Source organism: Microbacterium trichothecenolyticum (assembly GCF_030818955.1).
GTDB classification, from domain to species: Bacteria; Actinomycetota; Actinomycetes; order Actinomycetales; family Microbacteriaceae; genus Microbacterium; species Microbacterium trichothecenolyticum_B.
The window spans coordinates 2,013,536-2,027,398 of record NZ_JAUTBF010000001.1 but is presented as its reverse complement, the minus strand read 5'-3'; the positions used below and the strand labels follow the sequence as shown (position 1 = coordinate 2,027,398).

Annotated in this window: 8 protein-coding genes; 6 read left to right on the top strand and 2 right to left on the bottom strand. The window is 69.2% G+C overall.

Annotation, left to right across the window (positions count from 1 at the left end):
• Entirely contained in the window at window positions 1-264 is a 264-nt protein-coding gene (locus QE412_RS09700) for a DUF6458 family protein (RefSeq protein WP_307482811.1), read from the bottom strand.
• A gap of 132 nt (window positions 265-396) precedes the next feature.
• On the opposite strand from QE412_RS09700, the gene QE412_RS09695 reads away from it, so the two are divergent.
• Entirely contained in the window at window positions 397-1,059 is a 663-nt protein-coding gene (locus QE412_RS09695; RefSeq protein ID WP_307482809.1) for an arsenate reductase/protein-tyrosine-phosphatase family protein, read from the top strand.
• Window positions 1,060-1,174: 115 nt separating this feature from the next.
• On the opposite strand, the gene QE412_RS09690 is transcribed toward QE412_RS09695, so the two are convergent.
• Window positions 1,175-2,842 carry an ABC transporter ATP-binding protein gene (locus QE412_RS09690; protein WP_307482807.1) on the bottom strand — a complete coding sequence of 556 codons (1,668 nt, stop codon included), beginning with the start codon at window positions 2,840-2,842 and terminating at the stop codon, window positions 1,175-1,177.
• A gap of 195 nt (window positions 2,843-3,037) precedes the next feature.
• Between QE412_RS09690 and pxpA the strand changes: the two genes are divergently transcribed.
• The 5 genes from pxpA (at window position 3,038) to QE412_RS09665 (ending at window position 13,845) form a co-directional block, all read left to right on the top strand.
• A complete protein-coding gene (gene pxpA / locus QE412_RS09685; protein WP_307487128.1) occupies window positions 3,038-3,793 on the top strand; it encodes a 5-oxoprolinase subunit PxpA in 756 nt (251 codons plus the stop codon).
• Window positions 3,787-5,376 carry a 5-oxoprolinase subunit B/C family protein gene (locus QE412_RS09680; protein ID WP_307482805.1) on the top strand — a complete coding sequence of 530 codons (1,590 nt, stop codon included), beginning with the start codon at window positions 3,787-3,789 and terminating at the stop codon, window positions 5,374-5,376. The genes pxpA and QE412_RS09680 overlap by 7 nt, the downstream gene beginning before the upstream one ends.
• A gap of 273 nt (window positions 5,377-5,649) precedes the next feature.
• Window positions 5,650-9,147 (top strand): DNA-directed RNA polymerase subunit beta, encoded by a 3,498-nt coding sequence (gene rpoB, locus QE412_RS09675; protein WP_307482803.1) that lies wholly within the window; start codon window positions 5,650-5,652, stop codon window positions 9,145-9,147.
• Window positions 9,148-9,203: 56 nt separating this feature from the next.
• Complete coding sequence (gene rpoC / locus QE412_RS09670) at window positions 9,204-13,079, top strand: DNA-directed RNA polymerase subunit beta' (protein WP_307482801.1); 3,876 nt, start codon at window positions 9,204-9,206, stop codon at window positions 13,077-13,079.
• Window positions 13,080-13,248: 169 nt separating this feature from the next.
• On the top strand, window positions 13,249-13,845 hold the full coding sequence (locus tag QE412_RS09665) for a hypothetical protein (protein WP_307482798.1): 597 nt from the start codon (window positions 13,249-13,251) through the stop codon (window positions 13,843-13,845).
• Window positions 13,846-13,863 lie beyond the last annotated feature (18 nt).

Below are 13,863 nucleotides of genomic sequence, written 5' to 3'. Positions count from 1 at the left end.
TCAGGCGATCGGGTCGCCGCTGTCGCTGACGCGGCGGCTCGTCACGCTTTCGCCGCTCGCCGGGTCGACGACGGTGCGAGTCGTGGAGACGGTCGAGCGGCGACGCAGCATCAGGACGAGGCTCAAGACGAACACCACGGCGCCGGCGACCATGAGGATGTAGCCGATGAGAGCGAGATCGACAGTCCCGCCGAGGTCGATGTCGACCGCGAACGCCAGGATGGCGCCGATGACGAACAGGGCGATGCCGCTTCCGATTCCCACGGGTTCCTCCGATCCGGTGACCTCGCGCATTAGGCTGACCTCACCGCGCGGGTGACCTCCGTCTTTGCCTCAAACGATATTGAGGAAAATTCGTGAGCGTCGGCGCCTGGCGTCGAGTCCTCGGGAGTGGTAATGGGCCAGCTGCAACGGCGTGCCGACGCCTTCGCCGCGCTCGCCGATCCCGGTCGCCTACGCATCGTCGACCTGCTCGCCCACGGCGATCTCGCCCCCAGTGAGATCTCCCGCGCCCTGGGGATGGCATCCAATCTCGTCGCCTTCCATCTCGGCGTCCTGGTGGATCGCGGGGTCGTGCGCAAGAGCAGGTCGGAGTCCGATGGCCGACGCAGCTACGTGCGACTGGTCCCCGAGGTCTTCGACACGCTCGCACCCGAGCCGGTCCGCGTGCGCGGACGGGTGGTGTTCATCTGCACGGCGAACTCCGCCCGCTCCCAGCTGGCGGAGGCCCTGTGGAACGCCGCGAGCGCCATCGAGGCGGTCTCCGCCGGGATCGACCCCGGCGCACAGGTGAACCCCGGCGCCGTCGCCGCCGCCGAGAGGCATGGAATCGTGCTGGCGTCCGACGCGCGCCCGCGCCCGCTGCAGGCGGTCGCCCGACCCGGCGATTACCTCATCACCGTGTGCGACCGCGCGCACGAGAAGCTCGGCGGCATCGACGATGTGCACTGGTCGATCCGCGACCCGGCCGTCGCGGCCACCCCCGCCGCCTTCGACGACACCGTCGACGAGCTGCGTCGTCGCGTGCAGTTCGTCGCGATGCGCCTCGTCGCCGCCTGACGGGCGTCACGAAAACAGGGGATTCGTCGAGAACAGGCCGCTCCCGCGCGGATCCCCCTGTTCTCGTGGCATCCCCTGTTCTCCGACGCGGGGGCGTGCTGCTCGCGGCCCGCTCTCAGCCGGTCAGCCCCAGCTCGTTGCCCGGGATCGAGGCCAGCAGGCGCCGCGTGTACGGATCGCGCGGGTTGGTGAACACCTCTTCGCTGGATGCCGCCTCGACGAGCCGCCCGTCCTTCATGACGCAGACGTAGTCGCTGATCAGGCGCACCACCGCGAGGTCGTGCGAGATGAACAGGTAGCTCAGGCCGTACTCGCGCTGCAGGTCGCCGAGCAGGTCGAGGATCTGTGCCTGCACGAGCACGTCGAGCGCCGACACCGGCTCGTCGCACACGATGAGCTCCGGCGAGAGGGCGAGGGCCCGCGCGATCGCCACACGCTGCCGCTGTCCGCCCGACAGCTCGGACGGGTACCGGCGGAGCATGGATGCCGGCAGAGCCACGTCATCCATGAGCTTGCGCACCCGCTTCGAGCGCTCGGCCTTCGACCCGCGCTTGTAGAAGCTGAGGGGCTCCTCGACGATCCGCTCGATCGTGAACATGGGGTTCAGGCTCGAGTACGGGTCTTGGAAGATCGGCTGCACCTTCTGGCGGAACCGCCGGAGCGCGTCGCCCTTCAGTGCGGCGACGTCCTGCCCGTCGAAGGTGATCGAGCCGCTGGTCGGCTCGACGGCCTTCAGCAGCATGCGGGCGGTGGTGGTCTTGCCCGAGCCCGACTCGCCCACGATGGCGACGGTCTGGCCGCGCGGGATCGACAGCGACACGTCATCGACAGCGCGGAAGTCGTCGCCGCGTCCGCGCACCGGGTAGACCTTGGTCAGGCCCGTGATCTCCACGATGTTGTCGCGCACCGCCTCGGCGGTGCGCTCGCCGCGGAAGTCCTCCGGACGAAGGCGCACGGCCGCGACCGACGGCGCCGCGGCGACGAGCGACTTCGTGTACGCGTGCTGCGGGTTCTCGAGGATCTGCCGCGCGGGGCCCTGCTCGACCACCCGTCCGCGGTGCATCACGACCACCCGCGACGCGCGTTCGGCGGCGAGACCCAGGTCGTGGGTGATGAGCAGGACCGCAGCTCCCAGCTCGTCCGTCTGCTTGTCGATCTGGTCGAGGATCGTCTGCTGCACGGTGACGTCGAGGGCGCTCGTGGGCTCGTCGGCGATCAGCAGGCGCGGTCGGCACGCGAGGCCGATGGCGATGAGGGCGCGCTGGCGCATACCGCCGGAGAACTCGTGCGGGTACTGCGTCGCCCGCTTCTCGGCATCCGGGAGCCCGGCGGCCTCGAGCGCCTCGACGACCTTGCCCTTCACGTCGGAGCGTTCGGCGAGCCCGTGCGCCAGCAGCGTCTCGGCGACCTGCGTGCCGATCTTCGCGACCGGGTTGAGGTTCGACATCGGATCCTGGGGCACGAGGCCGATCTGGCGGCCGCGCACCTGTCGCATCCGGGCCTCGCTGAAGGCGGTGAGGTCGTCGCCGTCGAGCAGGATCTGCCCGCGCGCGACGCGGCCACCGGATGCCAGCAGGCCGATGATCGCCATGGCGGTCGTCGACTTGCCGGAGCCGGACTCGCCGACGATGGCGATGGTCTCACCCGCGTGGATGTCGAGATTCACCCCGTCGACGGCACGCACGGGACCGTCCATGGTGGCGAAGTCGACCGCGAGGTCGCGGACGGAGAGCAGGGGGGAGGGGGATGCCGGAGCGGGGGGACCGGCGACATCGGAGGTCATCCCCCCATCCTCGCCCGCGGCGGTGCCGTTGCCCACCCCTCCCGCCGGATCGTCACACCCCCGTAACGCCCGATCGCCGCGCACGACTCCTGCGGGGCGGCTCATGCGCCGGGTGAGGGGGCCCGGTACTGCCCGTTCTGCAGGAGTCGTGCACCGCGGCACCGCGGCGTGCCGCCGGGCGGCGCTACCGTGGGCATCATGCGCGTGGACCTCAACGCCGACCTCGGCGAGACCGTCGACGGAATCCCCACCGCCGACGACGAGGCGATGTTCGCCGTCATCTCCAGCGCCAACGTCGCGTGCGGCGGGCACGCGGGCGATGCCGAGTCGATGCGGGCCTGCGTCCACCGCGCCGCCCGGTTCGGCGTGGCCATCGGCGCTCACCCTTCCTACGACGACCGCGAGAACTTCGGCCGGGTCCGCCGCGATCCCGCGCCGGCCGACCTGCGCGCCAGTGTCTCCGCTCAGCTCGGCGCCCTCGTCGCGGCGGGCGCCGAGGTGCGCTACGTCAAACCCCACGGCGCGCTGTACCACGCGGTCCGCGACGACGCCGCACAGGCGCGGGCCGTCGCCGCCGCGGTCGCCGACCTCTCGGAGCGACTCGGCCGTGCCCTTCCCGTGCTCGGCCTTCCCGGCGCCATCGCCGAGGCTGCGGCCGCGGCGGGACTCCCCTTCGTGCACGAGGCGTTCCTCGACCGCGGATACACGCCCGACGGGGGACTCGTCGCGCGCGGCGAGCCGGGCGCGCTCGTCGAGGAGCCCGCCCGCGTCGCCGATCGGGCCCTGCGTCTGGTGCGCGACGGCGAGGTCGACGCCGTCGACGGCTCGCGCATCGCCGTCGAAGCCGCCTCGCTGTGCCTGCACGGCGACACGCCCGCGGCCGTCGCCATGGCGCGCGCGGTGCGCTGCGCGCTGGGCGCCGCGGGCATCGAGGTCCGGGCACCGTGGTGACGCCCCGCCCCGCCGTCGTGGGCCCGCGCGTGACGCTGCTGCCGATGGGGGATCGGGCCGTTCTCGCCGAGGTCGCCGACCTCTCCGCCGTGCTCGCGCTTCATGCCGCACTCGCCGACGCCCCTCCCGCGGGGATCGACGATCTCGTCCCCGCCGCCCGCACCGTGCTCGTCGGCTTCGACCCGCGGCGGGTCTCGGCGTCGGCGGTGTGCGACTGGATCCTCGCCGCTGCGCGATCCGCCCCGGATGCCGTCACCCCCGGCCCCCTCGTCGAGGTGCCCGTCCGATACGACGGCGTGGACCTCGATTCCACGGCCGAGATGCTCGGCATCCCGGTTGCGACCCTCGTCGCCCGACACGCCGGTGCGGCGTGGACGGTGGCGTTCACCGGCTTCGCCCCCGGGTTCGCATACCTCGTCAGCGACGATTGGGGCCTCGACGTCCCGCGGTTGCCCGAACCCCGCACGCGCGTGCCCGCGGGGGCGGTCGGGCTGGCGGGCGAATTCAGCGGGGCGTACCCGCGAGAGACCCCCGGCGGCTGGCGCCTGATCGGCACGACCGACGCCGTGCTGTTCGACCCGGATGCCGAGAGCCCGGTGCTCCTGCGTCCGCGCTCGCGCGTGAGGTTCGTGGCGGAGCGCGAACGGGTCGAGGCGGCGGCGGCGGACGCCGCCCCGACGTCGAGCGTGGCCCCCTCCGCCGCCCGCCCGGCGGAGACCGCCCCCGGCGCCCCCGCTCTACGGGTGCTCTCCGCCGGTGGCTTCACCACTGTGCAGGACCTCGGCCGACCCGATCGCGCGTCCCTCGGTGTCGCGCGATCGGGCGCCCTCGATCGCACCGCTCTGCGCATCGCCAACCGTCTGATCGGCAACGACGAGGCGGCGGCGGGGCTCGAGATCGCCCTCGGCGGCTTCCGCGCCCGGGCCGAGGCCGACACGTGGGTGTGCGTGAGCGGCGCCCTCGTCGACCTGCGCGTCGCCGGTCGGGCCCGAGACGCCTACGCTGCGGTCCTCATCCCCGCGGGCGAGGAACTCTCGATCGGCTCCGTGCGTGCGGGGCTGCGCGTGTACGTGTCCGTCCGCGGCGGGGTCGTCGTGCCCGCGGCGTTCGGTTCCCGCGCGAGTGATGTGCTCGCCGGGCTGGGCCCCGCGAGGATCGGCGCCGGAGACCTCGTGTCGGCCGGGATCGCGCCATTCCCGATTCCCGTGGTCGACGCCTTCCCGTGGACGGTGCCGCCCGGGCTGATCGACGTGCGCGTCGCCCCCGGACCCCGTGCCGATTGGTTTCACCCCGCGGCGCTGTCGGCGCTGATCGACGCGGAGTGGACGGTGTCGCCGCACGCCGATCGTGTCGGCATCCGGTTGGACGGACCCGAACTGAGCCGTGCGCGCGACGCGGAGCTGCCCAGCGAGGGCATGCGTCCGGGGGCGATCCAGGTGCCGCCGCACGGGCGCCCGGTCGTGCTGCTCGCGGACGGGCCCGTGACCGGGGGATACCCCGTGATCGGCGTGGTGACGGATGCCGCGCTCGATGCGTTGGCGCAGGTGCGGCCGGGTGATCGGGTGCGGTTCCGACGCGCGTGAGCGGGGGCGTCGCGGGGAAGATCGAACGGGCGTGCGCGTTTATACCGCAGGTGGGCAGGGTCGTCAAGAATTCGACTGGACACGGCGCGTCCTCCCGCGTATGCTTGGACTTTGCGCTCCTCGATTCCCCCTGCCCTCATATGGTGGTCGGCTGAGCCTGTTCGTCCCCGCTTCACCGCGGCGTGCGACGAGCAGGTTTTCGGGGCAGGAACGCACTCCACCTGACGACAAGGAATCACGAGCCCCTCGCCCGGGCTTCTGGAGGTTATTCCCTTGGCTGCTGCGAGCAACGCATCCACCACCACCACCCCCAAGAGCGGACGCGGAGCATCCCGCCTCTCGTTCGCCAAGATCTCCGACAAGCTGACCGTTCCCGATCTGCTCGCCCTGCAGACCGAGTCGTTCGACTGGCTCGTCGGCAACGAGGCCTGGAAGGCGCGTGTCGCCGAGGCCCAGGCCGCCGGTCGTACCGACGTGCCCGAGATCAGCGGTCTGGAGGAGATCTTCGAGGAGATCTCGCCGATCGAAGACCTCAGCGAGACCATGCAGCTCTCGTTCACGAACCCCTACCTCGAGCCCGAGAAGTACTCGATCGAAGAGTGCAAGGAGCGCGGCAAGACCTACGCCGCGCCGCTGTACGTCGAGGCCGAGTTCATGAACCACCAGACCGGTGAGATCAAGACGCAGACGGTCTTCATGGGCGACTTCCCGCTCCAGACCGACAAGGGCACGTTCATCATCAACGGCACCGAGCGTGTCGTGGTGTCGCAGCTCGTGCGTTCGCCCGGTGTCTACTTCGACAAGACGCCTGACAAGACCTCCGACAAAGACATCGTGTCGGCGCGCGTCATCCCCTCGCGCGGTGCGTGGCTCGAGTTCGAGATCGACAAGCGCGACCAGGTGGGCGTGCGCATCGACCGCAAGCGCAAGCAGTCGGTCACCGTCTTCTTGAAGGCTCTCGGTCTCACCAGTGAAGACATCCTCGCCGAGTTCGCCGGCTTCGACTCGATCGAAGAGACGCTGTCGAAGGACACGATCCTCACCAAGGAAGACGCGCTCCGCGACATCTACCGCAAGCTCCGTCCGGGTGAGCAGGTCGCCGCCGAGGCCGCCCGCGCGCTGCTCGACAACTTCTACTTCAACGCCAAGCGCTACGACCTGGCCAAGGTGGGTCGCTACAAGATCAACCAGAAGCTCGGCCTCGACAAGCCGCTCAGCGACTCGGTGCTCACCGTCGACGACATCGTCGCGACGATCAAGTACATGGTGCGCCTGCACCGCGGCGACGTGTCGTTCGACGGCATCCGCAACGGGCAGCCCGCCGAGATCCGTCTCGACGTCGATGACATCGACAACTTCGGCAACCGCCGCATCCGCGCGGTCGGCGAGCTGATCCAGAACCAGGTGCGCACCGGTCTGTCCCGCATGGAGCGCGTCGTCCGCGAGCGCATGACCACGCAGGACATCGAGGCGATCACCCCGCAGACCCTGATCAACGTGCGCCCCGTCGTCGCCGCGATCAAGGAGTTCTTCGGAACCTCGCAGCTCTCGCAGTTCATGGACCAGAACAACCCGCTCGCGGGTCTGACCCACAAGCGTCGCCTGTCGGCGCTGGGCCCCGGCGGTCTGTCGCGTGAGCGTGCCGGCGTCGAGGTCCGTGACGTCCACCCCTCGCACTACGGCCGCATGTGCCCCATCGAGACGCCCGAAGGCCCGAACATCGGTCTGATCGGCTCGCTCGCCTCGTTCGCGCGCATCAACGCGTTCGGCTTCATCGAGACGCCGTACCGCCGCGTCGTCGACGGTCGCGTGACCGACCAGATCGACTACCTCACCGCCAGCGAAGAGAGCGACCACATCGTCGCCCAGGCCGGTGTCGCGCTCAAGGCCGACGGCCACTTCGTCGAGGACCGCATCCTCGCCCGCCGCGGCCAGGGTGGCGAGGTCGACCTGTTCCCCGTCGACGAGATCGGCTACATGGACGTCTCGCCCCGCCAGATGGTGTCGGTGGCGACCTCGCTCATCCCGTTCCTCGAGCACGACGACGCCAACCGCGCCCTCATGGGTGCGAACATGCAGCGCCAGGCCGTGCCGCTCGTGCGCAGCGAGTCGCCGATCGTCGGTACCGGTATGGAGGGCTTCGCCGCCATCGACGCGGGTGACGTCGTCACCGCCGAGAAGTCCGGCGTGGTGCTCGAGGTCTCGGCCGACGTCGTGACCATCCAGCTCGACGAGGGCGGCACGCAGGACTACTTCCTGCGCAAGTTCGACCGCTCGAACCAGGGCACCTCGTACAACCAGCGCGTGGTCGTCTCGGCCGGTGAGCGCATCGAGGCCGGCGAGGTCATCGCCGACGGTCCCGCGACCGAGAACGGCGAGCTCGCGCTCGGCAAGAACCTCCTCGTGGCATTCATGACGTGGGAAGGCCACAACTTCGAGGACGCGATCATCCTCAGCCAGGACCTCGTGAAGGACGACACCCTCTCGTCGATCCACATCGAGGAGTACGAGGTCGACGCCCGCGACACCAAGCTGGGCAAGGAGGAGATCACCCGTGACCTCCCCAACGTCAGCCCCGACCTGCTGAAGGACCTCGACGACCGCGGCATCATCCGCATCGGCGCCGAGGTGCGTCCCGGCGACATTCTCGTCGGCAAGGTCACGCCCAAGGGCGAGACCGAGCTCTCGGCCGAGGAGCGCCTGCTCCGCGCGATCTTCAACGAGAAGAGCCGCGAAGTCCGTGACACCTCGCTGAAGGTGCCCCACGGCGAGCAGGGCACGATCATCGCCGTCAAGGAGTTCAACGCCGAAGACGGCGACGACGAGCTCGGCTCGGGCGTCAACCGTCGCGTCGTGGTCTACATCGCCCAGAAGCGCAAGATCACCGAGGGCGACAAGCTCGCCGGCCGCCACGGCAACAAGGGTGTCATCGCCAAGATCCTCCCGATCGAGGACATGCCCTTCCTCGCCGACGGCACGCCGGTCGACATCATCCTCAACCCGCTCGGTATCCCGGGCCGCATGAACTTCGGTCAGGTCCTCGAGCTCCACCTCGGCTGGATCGCCCAGCAGGGGTGGCAGGTCGAGGGCACCCCGGAGTGGGCCGCGCACCTGCCCGAGGCCGCTCGCGAGGCGGCTCCCGGCACGAAGGTCGCCACCCCGGTGTTCGACGGTGCGTTCGAGGCCGAGATCGCGGGTCTGCTCGACTCCACGATCCCGAACCGCGACGGTGACCGTCTGGTCGACTCGTCGGGCAAGACGCTGCTGTTCGACGGTCGCTCCGGCGAGCCGTTCCCGGCGCCCATCTCGGTCGGCTACATGTACATCCTGAAGCTGCACCACCTGGTCGACGACAAGATCCACGCTCGTTCGACGGGCCCCTACTCGATGATCACCCAGCAGCCGCTCGGCGGTAAGGCCCAGTTCGGTGGCCAGCGCTTCGGTGAGATGGAGGTGTGGGCGCTCGAGGCCTACGGTGCCGCGTACGCGCTGCAGGAGCTGCTGACGATCAAGTCCGACGACATCCTCGGCCGCGTCAAGGTGTACGAGGCCATCGTCAAGGGCGAGAACATCCAGGAGCCCGGCATCCCCGAGTCCTTCAAGGTGCTCATGAAGGAGATGCAGTCGCTCTGCCTGAACGTCGAGGTCCTCTCGGCCGACGGCACCGCGGTCAACCTGCGCGACACGGATGACGACGCCTTCCGCGCCGCGGAGGAGCTCGGCATCAACATCTCCAGCCGCTTCGAGTCCTCGTCGATCGACGAGATCTGAGCTTCCAGCTCAGCGACCCAGCTCAGATTTCAGAGAATTCCGACACAGGAGAACCAGTGCTCGAATCAACCACTTTCGATCAGATCCGTATCGGTCTGGCCACCGCCGACGACATCCGTCGTTGGTCCTTCGGTGAGGTCAAGAAGCCCGAGACGATCAACTACCGCACGCTGAAGCCCGAGAAGGACGGTCTCTTCGGCGAGCAGATCTTCGGACCCTCCCGCGACTGGGAGTGCGCCTGCGGCAAGTACAAGCGGGTGCGCTTCAAGGGCATCGTCTGCGAGCGCTGCGGCGTCGAGGTCACCAAGAGCTCGGTCCGTCGCGAGCGCATGGGCCACATCGAGCTCGCCGCGCCCGTCACGCACATCTGGTACTTCAAGGGCGTGCCCTCGCGCCTGGGCTACCTGCTCGACATGGCGCCGAAGGACCTCGAGAAGGTCATCTACTTCGCCGCCTACATGGTGATCTCGGTCGACGAAGATGCTCGTCACCGCGACCTCGCCACGCAGGAGAACAACATCCGTCTCGAGCTGAAGACGCTCGGCGACCGCCGCGATGCCCGCATCGCCGCGCGCCTGGCCAAGCTCGAGGAGGAGCTCGCCGCCCTCGAGGCGGAGGGCGCCAAGGCCGACCAGAAGAAGAAGGTCAAGGACGCCGCCGAGAAGGACATGACGGCGGCCCGCAAGAACGCCGACGAGCAGATCGCCAAGCTCGAGCGCGTGTGGGAGGACTTCCGCACGCTCGAGGTGGGCGCCCTCAAGCCCGAGGACGACGTCTTCCACGAGCTGCAGGACCGCTTCGGTCAGTACTTCGAGGCCCACATGGGCGCGGAGTCCATCAAGCGCCGCCTCGAGACCTTCGACCTGCAGGCCGAGGCCGACAGCCTCCACCTGCAGATCTCCGAGGGCAAGGGCCAGCGCAAGATCCGCGCGATCAAGCGTCTGAAGGTCGTCAACTCGTTCCTCCAGACCGGCATGACGCCGGCCTCCATGGTGCTCGACGTCGTTCCGGTGATCCCGCCGGAGCTTCGCCCGATGGTCCAGCTCGACGGTGGCCGCTTCGCCACCAGCGACCTGAACGACCTGTACCGCCGCGTGATCAACCGCAACAACCGCCTCCGTCGACTGATCGACCTCGGTGCCCCCGAGATCATCGTCAACAACGAGAAGCGCATGCTGCAGGAGGCCGTCGACGCCCTGTTCGACAACGGTCGTCGTGGTCGCCCCGTCACCGGTACCGGCAACCGCGCCCTGAAGTCCCTGAGCGACATGCTCAAGGGAAAGCAGGGTCGCTTCCGCCAGAACCTGCTCGGAAAGCGCGTCGACTACTCGGGTCGTTCGGTCATCATCGTCGGACCCCAGCTGAAGCTGCACCAGTGCGGTCTGCCCAAGCAGATGGCTCTCGAGCTGTTCAAGCCGTTCGTGATCAAGCGTCTGATCGACCTCGGTCACTCGCAGAACATCAAGGCCGCCAAGCGTGCCGTCGAGCGCTACCGTCCCGAGGTCTGGGACGTGCTGGAAGAGATCATCCGCGAGCGCCCCGTGCTGCTGAACCGTGCACCCACCCTGCACCGTCTCGGCATCCAGGCGTTCGAGCCCCAGCTCGTCGAGGGCAAGGCCATCCAGCTGCACCCGCTCGTGTGCGCGGCGTTCAACGCCGACTTCGACGGCGACCAGATGGCCGTGCACCTGCCGCTGTCGGTCGAGGCCCAGGCCGAGGCCCGCGTGCTCATGCTCGCCTCGAACAACATCCTCAAGCCCTCGGACGGCCGCCCGGTGACCCTGCCCTCGCAGGACATGATCATCGGCCTGCACCACCTCACCACCCTCAAGGAGGGTGCGGTGGGCGAGGGCCGTGCGTTCGGTTCGGTGGGCGAGGCGATCCTGGCCAAGGACGAGGGCACCCTCGACCTGCAGGCCAAGGCGCGCATCCGCATCCCCGGCCTCACGTTCCTCGAGGGCCAGGCGCCCGAAGGTTACGACAAGCACGGTCTCGTCGACGCCTCGCTCGGCCAGGCGATCTTCAACGACACGCTCCCCAAGGGCTACCCGTTCGTTCGCGAGCAGGCCGACAAGGGCAAGCTGTCGCAGATCGTCAACAAGCTGGCCGAGGAGTACCCCAAGGTCGAGGTCGCGGCATCGCTCGACCGCATCAAGGACGCCGGCTTCTACTGGGCCACCCGTTCGGGTGTCACGGTGGCGCTGAGCGACATCCTCACGCCCCCCAACAAGGGCGAGATCGTCGCGGGCTACGAGAAGCAGGCGGCGAAGGTCCAGGCGCAGTACGAGAAGGGTCTCACCACCGACGCCGAGCGTCGTCAGGAGCTCATCAAGATCTGGACCGAGGCGACCGACGAGGTCCAGAAGGCGATGCGGGACAACTTCCCCGCCGACAACACCATCAACCGCATGGTGTCGTCGGGCGCCCGTGGTAACTGGCTGCAGATCCGCAACATCGCGGGTATGCGAGGCCTGGTGAACAACCCCAAGGGTGAGATCATCCCGCGTCCGATCATCTCGTCGTACCGCGAGGGTCTGTCGGTCGCCGAGTACTTCATCGCGACGCACGGTGCCCGTAAGGGTCTGGCCGACACGGCCCTCCGTACGGCCGACTCGGGCTACCTGACCCGTCGTCTGGTCGACGTCTCGCAGGATGTCATCATCCGCGAAGAGGACTGCGGCACGTCGAAGGGCCTCGAGCTCCCGATCGCCGCGGCAGGCTCCACCGGCAACCTGGTCAAGGACGCCAACGTCGAGAACTCGGTGTTCGCTCGCACGCTCGCCACGGCGGTCGTCGACGCGCAGGGCACCGTGCTGGCCGAGGCCGGCGACGACGTGGGCGACGTGCTCATCGACAAGCTGGTCGCCGGCGGCGTCGAGACCATCAAGGTGCGCTCGGTGCTGACCTGCGACTCGGCCGTCGGTGTGTGCGCGAAGTGCTACGGCCGTTCGCTGGCCACCGGCAAGATCGTCGACATCGGCGAGGCCGTCGGCATCATCGCGGCCCAGTCGATCGGTGAGCCCGGTACCCAGCTGACGATGCGTACCTTCCACACGGGTGGTTCCGCGTCGGCCGACGACATCACGCAGGGTCTGCCCCGCGTGCAGGAGCTCTTCGAGGCCCGTACCCCCAAGGGTGCGTCGCCGATCGCCGAGGCCGACGGCCGCATCACGATCGACGAGACCGACAAGGCCAAGAAGGTCATCCTCACGCCCGACAACGGCGACGAGCCGGTGGTCTACCCGGTCCTGAAGCGTGCGACCCTCCTCGTCGAGGACGGTCAGCACGTCAAGGTCGGCGAGCCCCTCCAGGTCGGAACGCTCGACCCCAAGGAGGTCATGCGCGTGCAGGGTGCCCGCGAGGTGCAGAAGTACCTCGTCAACGGCGTCCAGGGCGTGTACCGCTCGCAGGGTGTGCCGATCCACGACAAGCACATCGAGGTCATCGTCCGGCAGATGCTCCGCAAGGTCACCGTCGTCGACCACGGCGACACCGACCTGCTGCCCGGTGAGCTGGTGGACTTCAAGCGCTACCAGACCATCAACCGCGAGGCGGTCGGCGAGGGCAAGCGCCCCGCGTCGGGTCGCCCCGAGCTGATGGGTATCACCAAGGCGTCGCTCGCGACCGAGTCGTGGCTGTCGGCCGCGTCGTTCCAGGAGACCACCCGCGTCCTGACGCAGGCGGCCATGGAGGGCAAGAGCGACCCGCTCGTCGGCCTCAAGGAGAACGTCATCATCGGAAAGCTCATCCCCGCCGGAACCGGACTCGCGAAGTACCGCAACGTCACGGTCGAGGCGACGGAAGAGGCGAAGAGCGAGCGGTACCCCAACCGCATCTTCGCGTCCGACGGTGCCTACTCCGACGCCGACCTGAGCTACGTCGACTTCGACAGCTTCTCGACCGACGACTTCACGCCCGGTACGTACAACTGATCAGCGACAGGATGCCGCGCCGCTGCGCGGCATCCTGATCCTCCCGAAGGCCCCCGGCTCACGCCGGGGGCCTTCGTCGTGTCGCAGCTGTGTGACGTGCTCGTGAAGGCGGCGTGTCGAGGACACCGTTTCGCGGGGGGATACGCCTACCGTTGTCGGGGAGGAACGCATGGCTCGGATCGGTGGGCGCAGTCTGTGGCTGGCATGGCCGGCCGGTCTGCTCTGCGCGGCGGCCGTGACCGCTCTCGGCGTTCTGGCCGCACCGGGCGTTCCGATCGCCGTCACGTTCGTCGGCGACACGCTGCGCGCGGCCAGCACGCACACCGCGGCCGTCGCGGCGGACCCGGCCGAGCCGGCGTCGGACTGCCGGCACTTGTACTCGCAGTCACTGTGGTCGTCGCTCGTGTGGTCGCCCGAGGCGTTGTTGTGGCAGCGGCGCACAGCGGCACTGTCGACGCCCGAGGCTGTCGCGGCGGCATCGCCCACCGTAGTCGTCACCTGCCACTGGCGCGGTCCGGGCGGACGGTTCGTCGAGACGACGGTCTCGACCGTCGCGCCCGAGGGCGCCGCGGCCGTGCGCACCACGTTGACCGCGCAGGGCTTCGCCTGCGAAACGGACGCCGACGCGACCCACTGCGAGCGTCAGACGGGCGACGTCGTCGAGGTCCACGATCTTCGCGGGGACCGCTGGGTGTCGTCGACGCTTTCGGGGTGGATGCCGGAAGGGTATGCCGCGGTCGTGGCCTCACACGCCTTCGGAGGGTGAGACCCTCGCTCGAGCGTG